Here is a 19,898-nt window from a genome sequence, read left to right as displayed (position 1 = left end):
GCGCGCGTCTCAGGCCGCCACCGGCGTGCCAAAGGCGGTCTCGCCCCACAGGTGGCTCGCGGGCGCCCCCGGGAACAGCCAGTGCGGCGTGCACTCGCTCGACGGCACGACGTTGCTGAACTCGTGCGTGGCCGAGGCGCCGGCGATGGTCTTCTCGAGCACCATCGAGAGGTACTGGTCGTTGCTGCCTTCCTGCGTGTTGCCGTTGAGGATCGCTTCCGCGCCCGTGGCAAGAGCGTAGCGGCGAATGCCGTTGTGGCGCGAATGCTCGGGCGCCCAGCTGTCGGCCGACACGCCGTTCTCGCTGCTCACGCGGATGCCGTCGGGCGTGCGGTACACCAGCGAATGGTTGCCTTCGGTATGGCCGGGCGTATGCACCAGCGCCACGCCGCGGCCCAGTTGCACGCTGCCCTCGAAGCCGAGGATGCGTTCGGCCGGAATGCCGTCCAGCCCGTGCGGGCAGTACCAGTCGGCCTGCACGGGCAGCAAGCCCTGCACGCTCGCAAGCTCCTGCCGATGCACCAGCAGCTTCGCGTTGGGCATGAGGCCCGGCGTCGTGCCGGTGCCGAGCCAACGCCTCAGGTCCTGCGTGTGCAGGTGGTCATAGCTGATGTAGTCGATCTGCGCCGGCGCCACGCCCATGTTCGCCAGGGCCTGCGGCACGGTCGAATAGATCGGTGCGATGGTGCTGTGCAGGAATTTCGGCGTCTGCTCGCTCAGCCGCTTGAAATAGGGTGTCTCGCCGCCGGCCTCGAAGTCGGCCGGCGTGAAGAGCAGCGTGCGAAGCTGGCCTTCGAAGTCCTCGAACTGGATCAACACGGTGCGCGACAGCAGGTGGACCATGTGCGGCTTCAGCAGCAGCTGCGCATACACGCCGCTGAAGGCGTACCAGGCCGGATACGGGATGCGCAGCAGGTCGACGCTGCGCGCGCAACGCACCGGCGCTTCGTCGAGAAAGCGCTCGCGGAACTGTGCGCCGCGATGGCGCAGCGCACGCAGCCGGTCCTGCGGCATCGGCGCGCTGCGGGCGCCGTCGAAGTCGGTGATCGGCAGCAGGCCGATCCGATGGGGATCGCGGATCATGGCTTGTCTCCTCTTTTCTTGATCCGGTGCCGCTCAGTAGGCCGAGCGCCCGCCCGAAATGTCGAACACGGCGCCGGTGCTGAAGGAGCAGTCGGCCGAAGCGAGCCAGCAGGCCATGGCGGCGACCTCGTCGACTTCGACGAAGCGTGCCATCGGTACACGCGCCAGCAGTACGCTGCGCATCTCTTCGCGGTGCTCGGGCGGAACGCCGGCAAAGATCGCGGTGTCGGCCGAGGCCGGCGTGATGCAGTTGACCAGCACGCCGTCGCCGGCGAGCTCCTTGGCCAGCGATTTGGTGAAGGCGATCAGCCCGGCCTTGGATGCCGAGTAGGCGGCATTGAAGGCATTGCCCTCCTTGCCGGCCACCGAGGCGATGTTGATCACGCGCTGCCTCGCCGGTGCGCCCGGGTCCCGCTTTGGCTCGCGGCTGCGCGCGGCCCGCATGGGGGGCACCAGCGCACGGCAACAGAGGTACGCGCCCGTGAGATTGATGTCCAGCACCTCGCGCCATTGCGCCGGCGTGTAGTCCCAGCTCGGCGCCACCGGGCCGAGCACGCCCGCGTTGTTGACCAGGATGTGCACGTCGCCGAAGGCCTCGTGCGCCTCTTGCGCGGCCTGCTCGATCTGCGCCTCCTGCCGCACGTCGACCACCGCAGTGTGCACCCGCCCGAGCGGCGCCAGCAGCTCACGGGCCTCGGCGAGTGCGCCGGCTTCGAGGTCCCACAGCGCGACGCTCGCGCCGGCCTCCAGGTAACGACGTGCAATGGCCAGCCCGATGCCGCGCGCGCCGCCGGTGACGACGGCATGGCGCTCCTTGAGATCGATTGCGTTCATGGCGCGATCAGGCCAGCGCCGCCCCAGTCGCCGCCTCGGCCCGGGGCTGGCCGAGCAGCGCTCCGATCAAACCCGGCAGCGCCGCACTCGGCATGCCGACCAGCAGCTGCCGGAGCATGCTGAGCGTGTCGTAGTAGACGCGCTCGCACACCAGCCGCTCGCCCTCGAAGATGAAGAACGCGACCATCCGGCAGCGGAAGGCATTGCCCGTCGGCGGCAGGCCCTTGAGCGGCCCGCGATGGGTGCCCAGCAGCCAGAACTCGACGACCACCGAATCGTCGGCGTGGCGCAGCCGGATGATCTCGTGGCGCTGATCGGGAAAGGCCTTGCGCGTCTCGGCGTAGTACGCACGCACCTTGTCGATGCCGTCGTGGACCTCGCCGCTGGCGATGAGCTCGTAGTGCGGATGCGGGAAGGTGCCGAGCACGGCATCGAAGTCCTGCCGGGTTTCGTCGGCGAAATGGTCGAGCACGAGTCGCTCGCGCAGCGCTTGGAGTGGTGTGGGGTTGTTCATCGTGGGTACTATCGGCAGGCGTCTGCGCGCAGACTGTCCTTTGTTGGCAGTTGCTTCTCCGGAGAAACCCGCAATGCCAGACTCGACGCCCCCGCCCGGCCAAGGCGCAGACGACATGCGCCTGCCCGAAGACATTCAGCAAACCCTGCTCGCCGTGGCCCATCGCCGGACGCTGGCACGCGGCGGTTCGCTTTTCCACAAGGGCTCCTCGCCCGATGCCTTGTTCGGCGTGGTGAGCGGTTCGCTGCGCGTGAGCGTGGTCGCCTCCGGCGGGCGCGAGGCAGTGATCTCGATGCTCGAGCCCGGCCACTGGTTCGGCGAAGTATCGCTCCTGGTCGGACGCGAGCGCGTGTACGACACCTGCGCTGTCGACGCCACCGAGATGGCGGTGGTGGCCGCGAGCGACTTCCACCACCTGATCGCGACGCGTCCGGACGTGCACATGGCGTTCACGCGGCTGGTGTGCCTGCGCCTGCGACAGGCCCTGGCCTGGATCGACGACGCAATCCTGATGCCGCTGCCGGTCCGGCTCGCGCATCGGCTGTTGACGCTGGATGCGCGCGCCGGCAGTACCCTGCTCGCCGTGTCGCAGGAAGACCTCGCCTTCATGCTCGGTGTTTCGCGCCAGAGCGTGAACCGGCAACTGAAGCTGTGGGAAGAGGACGGGACGCTGCGCGTGGGCTACCGCAGCATCGAGCTGCTGGACCGCGCCCGGCTGGAGCACCGCGCCGCCACGGCCTAGGCCTGCCCGAAGCGCGCGAGGATTTCAAGCACGCTCTCGGTGGCGCCGTCGAGCGTGGCGCGCGGCCGGTGCGCGATGCCGAGCCGGCGCACCAGGCGCGGGGAAAGCGGCAGGACCTGCATGCGCTCGTTGAGCGGCGCATCCGTGGTCTGCTGCAGCGGCAGCAGCGCGGCGCCGTAGCCGGCGGCCACCAGGCTTCGGATCGCCGCGTCGTAGTTGAGCTCGATGCGGGCGCGCGGCGAGTGGCCGGCGGCGGCGAACCATTCCATCGTGAGCCGATACATGTGGGTGGTGGCGTCGTTGAAGATCAAGGGCTGCGCGGCCAGCCACTGCGGCGTGGCCCGTTTCGGCGCCTTCCAGCGCTGCGGCACGAAAGCCATCATGGCCTGGCTGCGCCAGTGCGTGACCGCCAGGTCGCGCAGCGGCGGCTGCGGCATCGCGACCAGGCCGATGTCGAGCGTGCCGGCCGCGAGCCGCGACATCGCCTCGTTCGAACCGAGGATGCTGACCTCGACGTCGATGCCCGCGTGATGCTCCTCCAGCGCTTCGAGTACCTGCGGCAGCAGGTCGACCACCACGCCGGTCGAGGTGCCCAGGCGCACGCGGCCCACGCGCCCTTCGGCCTGGCGCCGCACCGCATCGACCGCCTCGTCGGCATCGCGCAACAGGCGTCGCGCCCGCTCCACCAGCGCCGCGCCGGCCGCAGTGGGCGTCACGCGCCGGCTGCCGCGCACCACCAGCGGCGCGCCGAGCCGCGATTCGAGCTCGCTGATGTGCAGGCTCACCGTCGGCTGCGCGAGGTGCAGCGCCCGCGCGGCGGCGGAGAAGGTGCCCAGGTCGGCGATCGATACCAGGGTGCGGAGTTGGTCCAGGTTCAGCTGTCGCATCAGGAATCCTGATTGGTGGCTTCAGAAATCTCAACTTCCACAATAGCACGCGGCGTCGCACCATCACTGCATCTCAAGGAGAGACGCGATGGAACTCAGGATGAATCTGCCCGCAAAGGAACCGCTGCAAGCCTTTATCGACTGGTTCGCGCGTGCGCTGGCCAAGCGCCGCGAGCGCCACCAGGCGCTGCAGCTCGCGGCCATGAGCGAGCACGAGCTGCTCGACCTCGGCATCGGACGCAGCGAAGTGCCGGCGCTGCTGAACGGCCACACCGGCGCGCGCCGCGAACCCGTCTAGGCCGTGCCGTAGCCGCCGCCTGCCGGCGTTTCGATCACGAACACGTCGTTCACCGCCATCTCGACCTGCGCGCTGTGGCCCAGCGCTTCGATGCGCCCGTCGGCGCGCTCGACCCGGTTGATGCCGACGGCACCCGGCTGACCGCCGGCCATGCCGAAGGCGCCGTGGTCGCGGCCGTTGCTGAGTATCGATGCCGTCATCGGCTCCAGGAAGCGGATCCTGCGCACGCCGCCGTCGCCGCCGCGCCAGCGGCCGGCGCCGCCGGAGCGCGCGCGGATCTCGTAACTGTCGAGCCGCACCGGGTAGCGGAATTCCAGCACCTCGGGATCGGTCAGGCGCGAGTTGGTCATGTGGGTCTGCACGACGCTGGTGCCGTCGAAGCCCGAGCCGGCGCCCGAACCGCCCGAGATGGTTTCGTAGTACTGGTGCTGCGCGTTGCCGAAGGTGAAGTTGTTCATCGTGCACTGGCTGGCCGCCATCACGCCCAGCGCGCCGTACAGCGCGTTGGTCACGCAACTCGAGGTCTCCACGTTGCCGGCCACCACGGCGGCCGGCGGCGTCGGGTTGAGCATGCAGCCTTCGGGCACCACCACGTGGATCGGCTTCAGGCAGCCGGCGTTGAGCGGAATGTCGTCATCCACCAGCGTGCGAAACACGTAGAGCACGGCAGCCATGGTGATCGACCTGGGCGCGTTGAAGTTGTTGGAGAGCTGCGCGCTGGTGCCGCTGAAGTCGACCGTCGCGCTACGCGCGGTGGTGTTCACGCGCACCCGCACCCGGATCTGCGCGCCGTTGTCCAGCGGCAGCGTGAACTCGCCGTCGGACAGCGCGGTGATCACGCGGCGCACCGACTCCTCGGCGTTGTCCTGCACATGCTGCATGTAGGCGGCCACCGTGGCGCGGCCGTACTGCGCGACCATCGCCCTGAGTTCCTGCACGCCTTTTTCGTTGGCGGCGATCTGGGCCCGCAGGTCGGCCAGGTTCTGCTCGATGTTGCGCGAGGGATGGGCGCCGCCGGCCAGCAGCGCGCGCAGTTCTTCCTCGCGCAGCAGGCCCTGGTCGACCAGCTTGAAGTTGTCGATCAGCACGCCTTCGTCGGCGATGGTGGTCGAGAACGGCGGCATCGAGCCGGGCGTGATGCCGCCGATGTCGGCATGGTGGCCGCGCGAGGCGACATAGAAGGACGGCCTGGCGTCTTGCTGCTCCAGATACACCGGCGTGACGATCGTGATGTCGGGCAAGTGCGTGCCGCCGTGGTAGGGATCGTTGAGCACATACACGTCGCCCGCACGCATGTCGGGGTTGCCGTCGATCACGGTCTTGATCGATTCGCTCATCGAGCCCAGGTGCACCGGCATGTGCGGCGCATTGGCGATCAGGTTGCCGGTGGCGTCGAACAGCGCGCACGAGAAGTCGAGCCGCTCCTTGATGTTGACCGAGTAGGCCGTGTTCGACAGCCGGAGACCCATCTGCTCGGCAATGTTCATGAACAGGTTGTTGAACACCTCCAGCATCACCGGGTCGGCCTCGGTGCCTACGGCGTGGGCCGATACGCGCGGCTTGATGCGCTTCAGCTCGACGCCGAGCGCGGTGACGCGCGCCTGCCAGCCCGGTTCGACCACGGTGGTGGCGTTCTGGCCGGCCAGGATCGCGGGGCCGTCGATGCGTGCGCCGGGGGCCAGCGACTCGCCCACATGGAGGGCCGCCTGGCGCCAGCCGGCCGGCTGCTCGTCGGCCTGGCAGCACATCGAGACGTGGCTGGCCGGCTCGGGCCGATGGCCCTCGGCCGGATCGGCCTGCGGCGCCGATACGCTGCGTTCGCCGGCGCCCACGGCCTCGACCGAGACGGCTTCGATCACCAGCGCCCGATCCGGCATCAGGAAGGCGAAGCGCTGGCGGTAGGCCTGCGCGAACTCGTCGCTGATCGCGGCGACCGCTTCGTCGGGCGTCATGCTCAACGGCAGCGTGCAAGGCAGCGCGGTGTCGGTGCCCTCGTAGCGCACCTGCACGCGATGGAAGCTTTCGATGCCGGCGCGGCCGACGCCCTGCGCTGCCAGCTCGTCTTCGGCCGCGGCACGCAGGCGCCCGGCGGCCTCGGCCGCCGCTGCGAGACCCGCGGCGTCGAGCTGGCGCTCCACCGCCGCCTCGCGCATCGCGATCTGGTCGGCCAGGCCCATGCCGTAGGCCGACAGCACGCCGGCGAACGGATGCGCGTACACGGTGCTCATGCCCAGCGCGTCGGCCACCAGGCAGGCATGCTGGCCGCCGGCTCCGCCGAAGCACTGCAGCGTGTAATGCGTGACGTCGTAGCCGCGCGCCACCGAGATGCGCTTGATCGCGTTGGCCATGCTCGCCACCGCGATCTGCAAGGCGCCGCTGGCCACGTCCTCGGCACTCACGCTGCGGCCGGTGGCGTCGCTCATCTCTTGTGCCATGGCTTCGAAGCGCTGCCTCGCCGCCTCGCGATCCAACGCCTCGTCGGCCGCGGGGCCGAACACCTTGGGGAACCAGGCCGGCTGGATCTTGCCGAGCAGCACGTTGGCATCGGTGGTGGCGAGCGGCCCGCCGCGCCGGTAGCTCGCGGGGCCGGGGTTGGCGCCGGCCGATTCGGGGCCGACACGCAGGCGCGCGCCGTCGAAGCGGATCACCGAGCCGCCGCCGGCCGCCACGGTGTGGATGCTCATCATCGGCGCGCGCATGCGCACGCCGGCCACCTGGGTTTCGAAGGCGCGTTCGAACTCGCCCGCGTAGTGAGACACATCGGTCGAGGTGCCGCCCATGTCGAAGCCGATCACCTTCTCGTGTCCGGCCTGCACGGCCGTGCGCACCATGCCGACGATGCCGCCGGCCGGGCCGGAAAGAATGGCGTCCTTGCCCTGGAAGCGCTGCGCCTGCGTGAGGCCGCCCGAGCTCTGCATGAAGAACAGGCGCACGCCCGGCATCTGCGCCGCCACCTGGTCGACATAGCGGCGCAGGATGGGCGAGAGGTAGGCATCGACCACCGTGGTGTCGCCGCGCGGCACCAGCTTCATCAACGGGCTGGTCTTGTGCGATGCCGAGACCTGGGTGAAGCCGATGGCGCGTGCGATCCGCTCGGCCGCGAGCTCGTGCGCGGCGTAGCGCCAGCCATGCATGAAGACGATGGCGCAGGCGCGGATGCCGGCGTCGAAGGCGGCCTGCAGCGAGGCGCGCAGGGCCGCTTCGTCGAGCGCCTGGACCACGTCGCCCTGGGCACCGATGCGCTCCTTCGCCTCGATCACGCGCTCGTACAGCAGTTCGGGCAGCACGATGTGGCGGTCGAACAGGCGCGGGCGCGCCTGGGTGGCGATGCGCAGCGCATCGCGAAAGCCGCGCGTGGTGACCAGCACCGTGCGGTCGCCCTTGCGCTCCAGCAGCGCGTTGGTGGCGACCGTGGTGCCCATCTTCACGCACTCGACGCGCTCGGGGGTGATCAGCTCGCCGGCTTTCAGGCCGAGCAGGCGGCGGATGCCTTCGACGGCCGCATCGCGGTAGTGCTCGGGGTTTTCTGAGAGCATCTTGAGGGTGTGCAGCGTGCCGTCGGGCGCGCGGCCCACCAGGTCGGTGAAGGTGCCGCCGCGGTCGATCCAGAACTGCCAGAGGGAGTGTGCTTGCTTGTTCATTGCTGGGTGAAGTAGGGAACGAAGATGGTGTTGGCGTCGGCGCCGACCTCGCGCACCCATTCGAGCGAGAAGCGCTCGCCCAGGCGCTTGACGTCGGTGAGCAGATCCGGCGGGATGGGCTCGACCTTCATGCCGCGCCGGCGAAGTTCATCGACCGAGGTGGCGGCGGCCTTTCCGCTGGCGGCCCAGCCGCGTGCTTCGGCGGCCTCGGCGGCGTTCATCAGGCTGCGCTGCGCGGGTGCCGGCAGCGCCTTGAAGGCGGCCTCGCCGGCGAACACGATGTTCTTGGGGAACCAGGCATTGATCTCGTAGTAGTGCCTGATGTGGTCCCAGACCCGGTTCTCCACGCCGGTCACGGCCGAGGTGATCATGCTGTCGATGCGGCCGTCGGCGAGCGCCTTGCCGACCTCGACCATGGGGACGTCGACGGCACTGGCGCCCATCAGCTCGGCGATGCGCTCGGTGGTGCGGTTGTAGGTGCGCATCCTGCCGCCGCGCAGGTCGGCCGCGCGGGCGATTGGCTTCTGCGTATAGAGCCCCTGCGGCGGCCAGGGCACCGCGTAGAGGACCTTGAGCCCCGCTGCCGCGAACCTGGCCTCGATCACCGGCCGCTGGTGGCGCCACATGCGGCGGGCATCGGCATAGCTGCGCACAATGAAGGGCACCGCATCGGCGCCGGCGACAGGCATGTCCTTGACCAGGCTCGCCATGATGGTCTCGCCGGCTTCCAGCTTGCCCGCGCGCACGGCCGGCGCGATCTCGTTCAGTTTGAACAGGCTGTTGTTCGGATGCAGTTCGATCCTCAGCCCGCCCGGGCCAGCCGCCGCGTCGGCGGCAAACTGCTGCAGGTTCTCGCCATGGAAGGACTCGGCCCGATAGCCGGTGGCCAGTTTCCAGACGGTCTGCGCGCGGGCCGCCGGCAGCAGGCTCGCGCAGGCCATGCCGCAAAGTGTTCTGCGATCGATCACTTCGCCACGCCCATCACGTAGTCGGGCAGCCAGGTGACGATGCCCGGGAACAGCGTGATCAGCGCGATGCACACCACCAGGCAGAAGAAGAAGGGAATCGCCGCCTTGGCGATCAGGTTGCTGTCCTTGCCGGTCATGTTCTGCAGCACGAACAGGTTGAAGCCCACCGGCGGCGTGACCTCGGCGATCTCGACCAGAAGCACCACGAAGATGCCGAACCAGACGAGGTCGAAGCCGGCCTTCTGCACCATCGGCAACACCACGGCGGCCGTGAGCACGATCATGCTGATGCCGTCGAGCGCGGTGCCCAGCACCAGGTACACCACCACCAGCGCCGCGATCAGCGCCGTGGGCGACAGGTGCATGGCTTCGACCCACAGCGCCAACTCGCGCGGGATGCCGGTGAAGGCCATGGTCTTGGTCAGGAAGGCGGCGCCGGCCAGGATGAACATGATCATGCAGCTGGTGCGGGCCGCGCCCATCAGGCCTTCGCCGAAGTTGCGCCAGGTGAGCGACCGGCTCCACAGGGCCAGCACCAGCGCGCCGACCACGCCATAGGCCGCGCATTCGGTGGCCGTCGCCCAGCCGGCCACCAGCGCCCAGCAGATGAAGACGATCAGCGCGCCGCAGGGAATCAGGTTGCGCGAGCGGCGCAGCTTCTCGATGAAGCCGATGGCGGGCTCGGCCGGCGGCATGCGCTTCGGGTTGCGCAGCGCCCACCACATGATGTAGCCCGAGAACAGCGCCATCAGCACGAAGCCGGGCAGGAAGCCCGCGAGGAAGACGCGGATGATCGAGGCGTCGGCCGCCACCGCGTAGACCACCATGGTGATCGAGGGCGGGATCAGGATGCCCAGCGTGCCGGCCGTGGCCAGCGAGCCCAGCGCCATCTTCTCGTCGTAGCCGCGCTTCTTGAGCTCGGGCAGCGCCACCTTGGCGATGGTCGCGCAGGTCGCGGCCGAGGAGCCCGAGACCGAGCCGAAGATGCCGCAGCCCAGAATGGTGGTGTGCATCAGCCGGCCCGGCACGCGGCCGAGCCAGGGCGCCAGGCCCTCGAACATCTCCTCGCTGAGCTTGGTGCGGAACAGGATCTCGCCCATCCAGATGAAGAGCGGCAGCGCGGCGAGCTCCCAGCTCGCGTTGCTTTCCCAGAAGGCCGAGAACAGGTTCAGGCCCGGCTGGGTCGAGGTGAAGAAGGCCTGCCCGACCCAGCCGCAGATGGCCAGCGTCATCGCAATCCACACGCCGCCCGAGAGCAGCGTCAGCATCAACAGCAGCAGAACGCCGCCGACCATCAGGATGTCCATGATTCGGGCCTCAGGTCAAAGGTCGGAAGAGAAGTCGCCCTGCGCATGGCGTTCCTCGACCAATCGCACAAAGGTCGGGACGCCGCCGCGCAGCACGATGACGAATTCGTCGACGACTGCGAGCACCAGCAGCAGCGCGCCCAGCGCAAAGCTCAGCTGCGGAATCCAGATCGGCAGCGGCAGCAGGCCTTGCGCCACTTCGTTGAAGGCCCAGCTCTCGTAGGTGAACCTGCAGGCCCACCAGGCCAGGTAGGCGGTGGCCAGCGTCGCGATGCCCAGCGAGAGCAGCTCCAGCACGCGGCGTGCACCGGGTCCGAGCTTTTCGAGCAGCAGCGTCACGCGCACGAAGTCGCCGTGCTTGAAGGCATGCGCCATGGTCAGGAAGGCGGCTGCCGCACACAGCCAGGCCACCACGTCGGTGATGGCGCCGGTGGCGACGTCGAACTGGCGCCCCAGGCTCTGCACCACCATCAGCAGGCAGATCAGCGCCACGCAGCCGGCGCCGAGGATGCCGGCACCGAGAAAGAGGCCGTCGAGCAGGCGGCGCAGCGCGGTGGCGCTGGCCGCAGGGAAGGTGCCGATGTCGGAAGGCAGGCGCGCCGCTCCCTCCACCGTGGCACTCGGTGCCGGTGTTTGCATGGATGTCTCCGGTGGGGGGATTTACTTCTTGTAGGCGTCCACGATGGCCTTGCCATCGGCGCCGGCGACGCGCAGCCAGTCCTCGGTCATGCGCGTGCCGACGAGCTTGAGTTCCTGCTTGAGGACTTCGCTGGTGGCGTCGATCTTCATGCCCTTGGCGGCCAGCTGCTTGATGTACTCGCCGTCCTTTTCCTCGCTGATGCGCCAGCCGCGCTGCTCGGCGGCGGCGGCCTGCTTGAGCACGGCGTCCTGCGTGGCCTTGTCGAGCGTGTCGAAGGCCTTCTGGTTCACCACCACCGCGTTGCGCGGCAGCCAGGCGTTGACGTCGTAGAAGTACTTGGCCTGCTCGTAGAGCTTGCTGTCCACGCCGCTGGCACTCGAAGTCAGGAAGTTGTCGACGCCGCCGGTGGCCAGCGCCGCGCTGAGCTCGGCCAGCTGGATCGTGACCGGCTGCGCGCCGACCGATTGCGCGATGGCCGAAGTGGCCGGGTTGTAGGCGCGCATCTTGGTGCCCTTCAAGTCCTTGGTCGAGGCCACCGGCTTGACGGAGTACAGGCCCTGCGGCGGCCACGGCACGGCGTACAGCAGCTTCAGGCCTTGCGCCGCGAGCGTCTTGGTCAGGTAGGGCTGCGACACCTCGTGCAGGCGCCTGGCTTCGGCATAGCTGGTGGCCAGGAAGGGGACCGAATCGAGCCCGAACACCGGCGCTTCGTTGGCGGCGCTGGAGAGGATGAATTCGCCGATCGGGGTTTGCGCCGACTGCACGGCGCGCTTGATTTCGTTGGCCTTGAACAGCGAGGCGTTGGGGTGCACCGCGATCTTGAGCTTGCCGGCGGTGGCCTTGTCCACGTCGTCGGCGAACTGCTGCAGGTTCTGCACCTGGTAGGTGTTGGCGCCGTAGCCGGACGGCAGGTCCCATTTGGTCTGGGCCGTGGCGGCGGTGGCGGCCAGCGCAGCCACGAGGGCGGCAGAGAAGCGAATCTTCATGGGGAGTCTCCTTGGGATGGGGATCAGCAGCGGCCCAGCTGCCGGTTGAGAAGGTCGGTCACCAGCATGGCGCCCGGTGCGTGGGTGATGCAGAACGCCGGCTTGGCCTGCGCGATGGCCGCTTGCGGGGTCACGCCGCAGGCCCAGAACACGGGGATCTCGCCGGCGCGGATTTCAATCGCGTCGCCGTAGTCGGGGTGGGCCAGGTCGGCGATGCCGATGGCGGCCGGGTCGCCCAGATGCACCGGGGCGCCATGGACCTCGGGCATGCGAGAGGTGATCTGTACCGCGCGGATCGCATCGGCGGCCTTGAGCGGCCGCATCGACACCACCATCGGCCCGTGGAAAGCGCCGGCGCGCGCGGTCTGGATATGGGTGCGGTACATCGCGACGTTGCGGCCCTGGTCGACGTGGCGCAGCCGGATACCGTCGGCCAAGAGCGCATGCTCGAAGGAAAAGGAGCAGCCGATCACGAAGCTCACGAGGTCGTCGCGCCACAGCGTGCGGATGTCGGTGGGCTGCTCGACCAGTTCGCCCTCGCGCCAGACGCGGTAGGCCGGCACGTCGGTGCGGATGTCGAGTTCCGCGCCCAGGCCGGGCAACATCGGATCGCCGGGCTCGGACACCGCCAGCAGCGGGCACGGCTTGGGGTTGCGCTGGCAGTAGCGCAGGAAATCGCCGGCCAACGCCTCGGGCAGGATCACCACGTTGCCCTGCACGTACTCGCGCGCCAGGCCGCTGGTATGCGTGGCCAGCGCGCCGCTGCGCGCCGCGCGGCGGACGCTCAGCGCATCGGAAGCGGCATCAAGAGTCGGACTGGCATTCGTGTTGGCGGTAGGTTCTGCGGGCATCGTGCATCCTCGTAAAAGGCTTTCGTGTGTGAAAGCTCTGTGACGGGACGCATTGTGGAAATTAACGCGCGCCAACTCCAACGCAAAATTTCTTGCTCAGCTCATCGATTTTTTATGTGACCCAGTTTTGGGCGACGCGAACTGCAACGCCGAGGCCAGCGCCGCCTCGGTCAGGTGCGAGGTCGGGTCTTCGCGGTAGCTCGCGTGGATCGGCAGCGGCGCCGGCGCGGTGTCGCACTTCAGCACGCGCAGCGGCAAGCGCAGCGCCAGATGCTCGGCCGCAGCCCGGGGCAAGGTGGCGATGCCGAAGCCGGCCTCGACCAGCTGCGCCATCGCAGAGATCGACGAGATCGCATGCACGCGCGGCGTCTCCAGGCCGGCACGCCTGAACAGATCCAGCAGCGCCACATGCGGCTGCGAGCCGCGCTGGAAGGTCAGCAGGTCGAAGCCGAACAGGTCCTGCAGCTTGTAGAGCCGCCGCGGATGCAGCACCTGGTGCCCGACGAAGCTCATTTCCATGGTGGGCAGTGCATGCGTGCTCACGCCCTCGCCGCTGGCCGGCAGTGCGGCGAACACCAGGTCCTGCTTGCCGCGCTGCAGCTGGTCGACCAGCACCGGCGTGGTTTCCACCGTGAGCTCCAGCTCGAAGTCCGGATGCGTGGCCTGCATGTGCTTGAGCCAGTCGGTCAGCCAGGTGTGGACCACCGACTCGATCGCACCGATGCGCAGCACCTGCGCGCGCACCGTGCCCGATCCCATCTCGGACTTGATCTGCTGCTGCATTTCCAGCAGCCGCTGCGCCAGGCGGTGGAAGCGCTGGCCGGCCACCGTGAGGCGGAACTGCTTGTCGCGCCGGTCGAGCAGCAGCACGCCGAGCTCGCGCTCCAGTGCGGCGATGCGGCTGGACAGCGCGGACTGCGTGAGGTGCAGCTTCTCGGCCGCGCGCGTCACGCTCTTGAGCGCCACGGCCCAGTGGAAAGCTTCGACGAAGCGCAGATTCATGGGGCCATTCTCCCCCGTGCCCCGTGCCCGCTCGGCCCAGGCCTCAGCGCGGCACCAGTTGGCGCGTCGACGCGCGCACCACCAGCTCGGGCCGCAGCACGACGGTGGAGGCCGACAGCGCCTTGCCCTCGATCTCGTCGAACAGCATCTCGGCCGCGCGCCAGCCGAGCTCGCGATGCGGCAGGCGGATGGTGGTGAGCGGCGGATCGACCATGTCGACCAGCGGCATGTCGTTGTGGCCGGTGATCGAGATGTCCTGCGGCACGCGCAGGCCTTGCGCGCGCAGCAGGTCGTAGGCGCCCAGCGCCACCAGGTCGTTGCAGCAGACCACGGCTTCGGGCCGGTCGTTCTGCGCCAGCAGCTGTTGCATGGCCTTGCGGCCGGCCTCGCGGCTGTAGCTTTCGCATTCCGCCACGCAAGCCAGCTCGAGCCCGCGATCGCGCAGTGCCTGCTCCACGCCCTGCCGGCGCGCGACGCCGGTCGGCACGTTCTGCGGCCCGGCCAGGTGTGCGATGCGGCGGTGCCCCAGGGACACCAGGTGGTCGACCGCCAGCTTCATCGCCAGCCGGTCGTCGCTGACCACCGCCGGCAGGCGCCCGCTTTCGTCGGCGCGGTTCACGAGCACGGTGTGCATGCCGGCCTTCTTGAGGTAGTCGACCAGCGGATCGTCGCGCGTGGCGATGGCCATCACCAGCCCGTCGACCTGCTGCGCCAGCATGCGCTCGACCACCGGCCGCGCGAGTGCATGGTCCATCACGTTGGTCACGAACACGAAGTAGCCGCGCGCCGCGGCGCTGGCCTCGATGCCCTGCAGGATGGGCGGGAAGACCGGGTTGGTGATGTCCGGCACCAGCACGCCGATGGTGTGGGTGCGGCCGGTGCGCAGGGCGGAGGCGGCGCGGTTGGGGCGGTAGCCCAGGCGCTGCGCTGCCTCTTCCACCACGCGCAGCACCTCCTCGCTGATCAGCGCGCGCTTGTCCGGATTGAGCGCGCGCGACACGGTCGAGACATGCACGCCGGCGGCCTGCGCGACGTCTCGGATGGTGACCGGGGAAGACGGTGAAGGGCTCATTTACTGCAAACGATTGATCTTGGCGAGAACACAGAGTATCGCCTTGATTTCATTGGGGGCTCTCGCAAACCCCTTTCTTGCGCGGAAATTATTTCTCGCCATAATATGCAAACGTTTGCAAAGAAAGAGGCAGCCCCATGAACATCGTGACCACCCCCGATTCCGTGCTCCAGATCGCGACCGCCGCGATGGCCCGCACGCCCGACGAACGCCTGCGCACCGTGATGGCCGCGCTCACCCGCCACCTGCACGCCTTCGTCAAGGACGTGCACCTGACCGAAGAGGAGTTCGAGCAAGCGCTCGAATTCATCGTCGGCATCGGCCAGGCCACCGGCGAGAAGAAGAACGAGGTGGTGCTGGCCGCCGACCTGCTGGGCGTCTCGACGCTGGTGGCGCTGCTCAACAACCAGGACCCGCAGGGCGAATCGCCGGCCGCGCTGCTGGGCCCCTTCTGGCGCGCCAATGCGCCGTTGTGCCAGGCCGGCGAGTCGATCGCGCGCTCAAGCACACCGGGCGTTCCGCTCGAGGTGCGCGGCGTGGTGCGTGACACGCAAGGCCGGTCGCTCGCCGGCGCCATCGTCGATGCCTGGCAGGCCTCTCCGGTCGGCCTGTATGAGAACCAGGACCCGGAGCAGGACGACATGAACCTGCGCGGCCGCTTCGAGACCGATGCCGAGGGCCGCTACCACTTCCGCACGGTGCGCCCGGCCGGCTACCCGGTGCCGACCGACGGGCCCTGCGGCGTCTTGCTGCGCGCGCAGCAGCGCCATCCCAACCGCCCGGCGCACCTGCACTTCATGGTCAGCAAGCCCGGCCACAAGGTGCTGATCAGCCAGGTCTTCGCCGACGACGACGAGAACCTCGAGAGCGACCCGGTGTTCGGCGTCACGCGCAGGCTGATCGGCTGCTTCGAGCCCCAGCGCGGCGGCGAGCAGGCCACGCTCCAGTACGACTTCGTGCTCGAACCCGGGGAGATGAAGTTTCCCCGTCCTCCCATTCCCTGAACTTCCACGGACTTCACTCGCATGAGCTTCGATCCCACACCTCGACTCGACGGCAAGGTGGCCGTCATCACCGGCGGCCTCGGCGCCATCGGCTGGGCAACGGCCCAGCGCCTCGCGGCGCTCGGCGCCAGCTGCGTGCTGCTGCATCGCAAGGGCGACGACGCGGCCGAACGCGCGACCGCACTCCCAACTGCACAAGGCCAGCGCCATGCCGCGCTGCGCGCCGACATCGTCGACACGCCCAGCCTGCAGAAGGCCGCGGCCGACGTGCAAGAGGGCTACGGCCGCTGCGACATCCTGGTCAACAGCGCCGGCCACACGCAGCCCATCGCAGCCGGCGACCTCGACGCGCTGAGCGATGAACTCATCGACGAGTTGCTTGCCGCCAACTTCCGCGGCGTCTTCGCCACCATCCGCGCCTTCGCGCCGCTGCTCAAGGCGAGCGGCGACGGCTTGATCGTCAACATCTCGTCGATCGCCGGCTTCACCGGCGTCGGCAGCAACCTGGCCTACGTCGCGGCCAAGGCCGGCCTCGACGTGGTCGGCGACGCGCTGGCCAAGGCGCTGGCGCCCGCGGTGCGCGTGGTCTCGGTGTCGCCGGGCGCGGTCGAATCGGCCTTCGTGCCGGGCCGCGGCGAAGAGTTCAAGGCCAAGATGGCCAGCACCACGCCGCTCGGCCGCATCGGCAAGCCCGAGGACGTGGCCGCGACCGTGGAAGCGCTGGCCACCACGCTGCGCTTCGTGACCGGGACGCGCATCGTGGTCGATGGGGGGAGACACCTGTGAACAGCAAAACTCTGATCACCTGCGCGGTCACCGGCAACCTGGTGAAGCCCGAACAGACGCCGCACCTGCCGATCACGCCGGCACAGATCGCCGACGAATGCCTGGCCGCGGCCGAGGCCGGCGCCGGCCAGGTGCACATCCACGTGCGCGATCCCGAAAGCGGCAAGCCCTCGATGCAGGTCGAGCTCTACCGCGATGTGGTGAACCGCATCCGCCGGCAGAACCGCGAAGTCGTCATCAACCTCACGACCGGGCCGGGTGGCCGCTTCGTGCCGAGCGAGGACGACCCCAAGATCTACGCGCCCGGCACCAGCCTCTTGCCGCCGGAAAAGCGCGTCGAGCACATCGCGCTGATCAAGCCCGACGTCTGCTCGCTCGACCTCAACACCATGAACTCGGGCCCGGACGTGGTCATCAACACGCCGAAGAACGTGCGCCGCATGGCGCGCGTGATCCGCGAAGCGGGCGTCAAGCCCGAGCTCGAGATCTTCGACTCCGGCGACATCCACATGGCGCTGGACCTGATCGCCGACGGCACGCTCGAAGGGCCCGCGATGTGGACCTTGGTGCTGGGCGTGAAGTACGGCTTCATGCCGACGCCCGAGGCCGTGATGTACGCGCGCAGCATGCTGCCGCCCGGCGCCTTCTGGAGCGCCTTCGGCATCGGCCGCATGGAGTTCCCGATCGTGGCGCAGGCCTGGCTGCTGGGCGGCCATGTGCGCGTCGGCATGGAAGACAACATCTATCTCGAGAAGGGCGTGCTCGCGAAGAGCAACGCGGAGCTGGTGACCAAGGCGCGCGACATCATCCGGAGCCTCGGCGGCGACGTGGCGAGTGCGCGCGAGGCGCGCACGATGCTCGGCTTGGCGGGAGGGCGCTGAGCAATGAACGCCGTGCTCAACACGACGGTCGCACGCGCCGTGCGCGTCCGCGAAAAGGCCGCGAACCTCGACGCATTGAAGCTCGACTTCGCGGACCAGCCCGAGCCCGTCGCCAAGCCCGGCTTCGCGGTGGTGCGCGTCGGCGCGGCCGCCGTGAACCCGAGCGATGTGAAGGCCAGCCTGGGCCTGATGCCGCAAGCCGTGTGGCCGCGCACGCCGGGACGCGACTTCGCGGGCGTGGTGGTCGCGGGCCCGACCGAATGGGTGGGCCGCGAGGTCTACGGCTCGGGCGGCGATATCGGCATCACGCGCGACGGCTCGCACGCGCGCTTCCTGCTGCTGCCGGTGGAGGCCTTGCGCGATCGGCCGCGCAGCATCTCGATGGACGAGGCCGGCGCCGTCGGCGTGCCCTTCGTCACCGCCTATGAAGGCTTTCGCCGCAGCGGCATGCCGCAGGCGGGCCAGACGGTGCTGGTGCTGGGCGCGAACGGCAAGGTCGGGCAAGCAGCCGTGCAACTCGCTGCGCAAGGCGGCGCACGCGCGATCGCGGTCCAGCGGCGCGCCGGCCCCTTCGAAGGTTTCGCGAGCGGCCCGGTCGACGTGATCGATGCCGGCGCCGGCGACATCGCCGCCCAGGTGCGCGAACTCACGAACGGCCGCGGCGCCGACATCGTCTACAACACCGTCGGCAGCGCCTACTTCGAGGCCGCGAACAAGGCCATGGCCAAGGGTGCGACGCAGATCTTCATCGCCACGCACGACCGTGCCGTGCCCTTCGACATCTTCGCCTTCTACCGCGGCATGCACACCTACGTGGGCATCGACTCGCTGGCGCTGGATTGCGTGGCCGCCACCGGGCAGCTCGATGCGATGCGCGAGGGCTTCGAGCGCGGCACGCTGAAGCCCTTCCCCGTGGCGGGCGCCTACGCGCTCGAAGACGCGGCCGAGGCCTACCGCCTGGTGCTCTCGGGCAGCACCGACCGCGTCGTGCTGCGCCCCTGAGGAAACAACGCCATGCACGTCACCCGTTTCGAACAGGCGCCGACTTATGAGGCGCCCAACCACTTCGACATGCGCTGCCTGCGCCTGCAGGGCAAGGAGGCCGGGCCTTCGCTGCAGATGTGGATGGGCATGAGCCAGATCCTGCCCGGCGGCCACACCGGCCTCGACGGCTCGCCGCTCGAGAAGCTCTACCTCGTGCTCGAAGGTCAGCTGCACGTGGTGGCCGAGTTCGAGGGCCGGCGCGACGAGCAGGTGCTGGGCCCCTACGACTCCTGCCGCTTCGCGCCGGGCGAGAAGCGGCAGCTCGTGAACCGCAGCAACCGGCCCGTGCTGGTCGCGCTGGTGATGGCGAACGCGCCGCCCGCCGGCTGAGCCCTTCTTCACTTTCCCCCCAACGATTCCAACGGAGACAAAGCCATGACGACATTCCTACCCGGCCGCCGCCAACTGATCGCAGCGGCGCTCGCCGCCTGCGCCTTCACCGGCGCGCATGCGCAAGGCGACTGGCCGCGCGGCCAGACCGTCAAGCTGATCGTGCCCTTCACCGCCGGCAGCGGCACCGACATCGTGGCGCGGCTGGTGGCGGAACGGCTCGGCCCGGCGCTGGGCACCAGCGTGATCATCGACAACAAGCCGGGCGCCGGCGGCACGCTGGGCGCCGCGCAGGTGGCGAAGGCGCTGGCCGACGGCTACACGCTGCTGGTCCACTCGGCGGGGCACCTGGTCAATCCTTCCATCTATCCCAACCTCTCCTACGACACGCTGAAGGACTTCGCGGGCGTGACGCCGATGGCGAGCCTGCCCAACATGCTGGTGGTGGCGCCTAACCGCTTTGCCGACGTGAAGGACCTGGTCGCGCAGGTCAAGGCCAAGCCCGGCGGCTTCAACTACGGCTCGGCCGGCAACGGTTCGGCCACCCACATGAACGCCGAGGTGTTCCGCCTGGCCGCCGGCGTGCAGGCGCAGCACGTGCCCTTCCGCGGCACGCCTGAGGCGATGACCGAGGTGATGGGCGGGCGCATCGACTGGTTCTTCGCGCCGATGGTGTCGGCGCTGCCGCTGGTCAAGGACGGCAAGCTCAGGGCGCTGGCGGTCGGCACCGGCAAGCGCTCGGGCGTGATGCCGCAGCTGCCCACCACGGTCGAGGCCGGCGTGCCCGGCTCGGAGTACCTGTTCTGGGTCGGCCTGTTCGCGCCGGCCAAGACGCCGAAGCCGGTGGTCGACCGGCTGCAGGCCGAGGTGGCGAAGATCATGGCGGCGCCGGATCTCAAGGAGCGCCTGGACAAGCTCGGCGCCGAGCCCTTCACCATGCCCTCGGCCCAGTTCGACAAGTTCATCGTCGACGAGACCGCGAAGGCGCAGCAGGTCGTGAAGGCGGCCGGCATCAAGGTCGATTGAAG

General features: G+C 69.1%; 20 protein-coding genes. 8 read left to right on the top strand and 12 right to left on the bottom strand.

All coding sequences use genetic code 11. From position 1 onward, the window contains the following. Positions 1 to 9: 9 nt before the first annotated feature. Genes ACSQ9I_RS01250 through ACSQ9I_RS01240 form a run of 3 tightly spaced genes read right to left on the bottom strand, consistent with a single transcriptional unit; the run spans position 10 to position 2,431 of the window. Complete coding sequence (locus tag ACSQ9I_RS01250) at positions 10 to 1,083, bottom strand: hypothetical protein (protein WP_436312021.1); 1,074 nt, start codon at positions 1,081 to 1,083, stop codon at positions 10 to 12. A gap of 33 nt (positions 1,084 to 1,116) precedes the next feature. Continuing rightward, positions 1,117 to 1,917, bottom strand: coding sequence for an SDR family NAD(P)-dependent oxidoreductase (locus ACSQ9I_RS01245; RefSeq protein ID WP_436312020.1), 801 nt, complete (start codon positions 1,915 to 1,917; stop codon positions 1,117 to 1,119). A gap of 7 nt (positions 1,918 to 1,924) precedes the next feature. Continuing rightward, on the bottom strand, positions 1,925 to 2,431 hold the full coding sequence (locus ACSQ9I_RS01240) for an ester cyclase (RefSeq protein WP_436302403.1): 507 nt from the start codon (positions 2,429 to 2,431) through the stop codon (positions 1,925 to 1,927). 73 nt (positions 2,432 to 2,504) lie between these two features. Here ACSQ9I_RS01240 and ACSQ9I_RS01235 point away from each other — a divergent pair, with 73 nt between their 5' ends. Further along, positions 2,505 to 3,173: a Crp/Fnr family transcriptional regulator gene (locus tag ACSQ9I_RS01235; protein ID WP_436312019.1), complete on the top strand. Its 669-nt coding sequence runs from the start codon at positions 2,505 to 2,507 to the stop codon at positions 3,171 to 3,173. Here ACSQ9I_RS01235 and ACSQ9I_RS01230 read toward each other — a convergent pair. Further along, a complete protein-coding gene (locus ACSQ9I_RS01230) occupies positions 3,170 to 4,060 on the bottom strand; it encodes a LysR family transcriptional regulator (RefSeq protein ID WP_436312018.1) in 891 nt (296 codons plus the stop codon). The two genes, ACSQ9I_RS01235 and ACSQ9I_RS01230, sit on opposite strands and share 4 nt — an antisense overlap. Before the next feature lie 100 nt (positions 4,061 to 4,160). Here ACSQ9I_RS01230 and ACSQ9I_RS01225 point away from each other — a divergent pair, with 100 nt between their 5' ends. Then, positions 4,161 to 4,358, top strand: coding sequence for a DUF1127 domain-containing protein (locus tag ACSQ9I_RS01225; RefSeq protein ID WP_436312017.1), 198 nt, complete (start codon positions 4,161 to 4,163; stop codon positions 4,356 to 4,358). Here the strand turns inward: ACSQ9I_RS01225 and ACSQ9I_RS01220 are convergent. The 8 genes from ACSQ9I_RS01220 to ACSQ9I_RS01185 form a co-directional block, all read right to left on the bottom strand. Beyond that, a complete protein-coding gene (locus ACSQ9I_RS01220; protein ID WP_436312016.1) occupies positions 4,355 to 7,999 on the bottom strand; it encodes a hydantoinase B/oxoprolinase family protein in 3,645 nt (1,214 codons plus the stop codon). The genes ACSQ9I_RS01225 and ACSQ9I_RS01220 overlap by 4 nt on opposite strands. Beyond that, the gene (locus tag ACSQ9I_RS01215; protein WP_436312015.1) at positions 7,996 to 8,940 is read right to left on the bottom strand and encodes a TRAP transporter substrate-binding protein; all 945 of its coding nucleotides are present in this window, start codon (positions 8,938 to 8,940) and stop codon (positions 7,996 to 7,998) included. Before ACSQ9I_RS01215 ends, ACSQ9I_RS01220 begins: the two co-directional genes overlap by 4 nt. A gap of 23 nt (positions 8,941 to 8,963) precedes the next feature. Beyond that, positions 8,964 to 10,274, bottom strand: coding sequence for a TRAP transporter large permease (locus ACSQ9I_RS01210; RefSeq protein WP_436312014.1), 1,311 nt, complete (start codon positions 10,272 to 10,274; stop codon positions 8,964 to 8,966). 15 nt (positions 10,275 to 10,289) lie between these two features. Next, positions 10,290 to 10,823: a TRAP transporter small permease gene (locus tag ACSQ9I_RS01205; protein ID WP_093104691.1), complete on the bottom strand. Its 534-nt coding sequence runs from the start codon at positions 10,821 to 10,823 to the stop codon at positions 10,290 to 10,292. Positions 10,824 to 10,934: 111 nt separating this feature from the next. Further along, the gene (locus ACSQ9I_RS01200; RefSeq protein ID WP_436312013.1) at positions 10,935 to 11,900 is read right to left on the bottom strand and encodes a TRAP transporter substrate-binding protein; all 966 of its coding nucleotides are present in this window, start codon (positions 11,898 to 11,900) and stop codon (positions 10,935 to 10,937) included. A 23-nt stretch (positions 11,901 to 11,923) separates the two neighbouring features. Then, positions 11,924 to 12,751, bottom strand: coding sequence for a putative hydro-lyase (locus ACSQ9I_RS01195; RefSeq protein WP_436292305.1), 828 nt, complete (start codon positions 12,749 to 12,751; stop codon positions 11,924 to 11,926). A gap of 96 nt (positions 12,752 to 12,847) precedes the next feature. Continuing rightward, positions 12,848 to 13,753, bottom strand: a complete 906-nt coding sequence (locus tag ACSQ9I_RS01190; protein WP_093104436.1) for a LysR family transcriptional regulator — start codon at positions 13,751 to 13,753, stop codon at positions 12,848 to 12,850. A gap of 43 nt (positions 13,754 to 13,796) precedes the next feature. Continuing rightward, on the bottom strand, positions 13,797 to 14,825 hold the full coding sequence (locus ACSQ9I_RS01185; protein ID WP_436312012.1) for a LacI family DNA-binding transcriptional regulator: 1,029 nt from the start codon (positions 14,823 to 14,825) through the stop codon (positions 13,797 to 13,799). A 137-nt stretch (positions 14,826 to 14,962) separates the two neighbouring features. Here ACSQ9I_RS01185 and ACSQ9I_RS01180 point away from each other — a divergent pair, with 137 nt between their 5' ends. The 6 genes from ACSQ9I_RS01180 to ACSQ9I_RS01155 are packed head-to-tail and all read left to right on the top strand — an operon-like array spanning position 14,963 to position 19,896. After that, on the top strand, positions 14,963 to 15,829 hold the full coding sequence (locus tag ACSQ9I_RS01180) for a dioxygenase (protein WP_436312011.1): 867 nt from the start codon (positions 14,963 to 14,965) through the stop codon (positions 15,827 to 15,829). 21 nt (positions 15,830 to 15,850) lie between these two features. After that, on the top strand, positions 15,851 to 16,615 hold the full coding sequence (locus ACSQ9I_RS01175) for an SDR family NAD(P)-dependent oxidoreductase (RefSeq protein ID WP_093104439.1): 765 nt from the start codon (positions 15,851 to 15,853) through the stop codon (positions 16,613 to 16,615). Then, positions 16,612 to 17,496, top strand: a complete 885-nt coding sequence (locus tag ACSQ9I_RS01170) for a 3-keto-5-aminohexanoate cleavage protein (RefSeq protein ID WP_093104440.1) — start codon at positions 16,612 to 16,614, stop codon at positions 17,494 to 17,496. Before ACSQ9I_RS01175 ends, ACSQ9I_RS01170 begins: the two co-directional genes overlap by 4 nt. A 3-nt stretch (positions 17,497 to 17,499) precedes the next feature. Beyond that, complete coding sequence (locus tag ACSQ9I_RS01165) at positions 17,500 to 18,498, top strand: quinone oxidoreductase family protein (protein WP_436312010.1); 999 nt, start codon at positions 17,500 to 17,502, stop codon at positions 18,496 to 18,498. Positions 18,499 to 18,510: 12 nt separating this feature from the next. Further along, on the top strand, positions 18,511 to 18,870 hold the full coding sequence (locus ACSQ9I_RS01160) for a cupin domain-containing protein (RefSeq protein ID WP_436312009.1): 360 nt from the start codon (positions 18,511 to 18,513) through the stop codon (positions 18,868 to 18,870). 45 nt (positions 18,871 to 18,915) lie between these two features. Then, on the top strand, positions 18,916 to 19,896 hold the full coding sequence (locus ACSQ9I_RS01155) for a tripartite tricarboxylate transporter substrate binding protein (protein ID WP_436312008.1): 981 nt from the start codon (positions 18,916 to 18,918) through the stop codon (positions 19,894 to 19,896). Positions 19,897 to 19,898: the final 2 nt, after the last annotated feature.

The sequence above is a fragment of the Variovorax sp. LjRoot84 genome (genome assembly GCF_964254305.1).
GTDB lineage: Bacteria > Pseudomonadota > Gammaproteobacteria > Burkholderiales > Burkholderiaceae_C > Variovorax.
The sequence above is the reverse complement of the archived record's forward strand: the minus strand, read 5'-3'. Positions and strand labels throughout refer to the sequence as shown.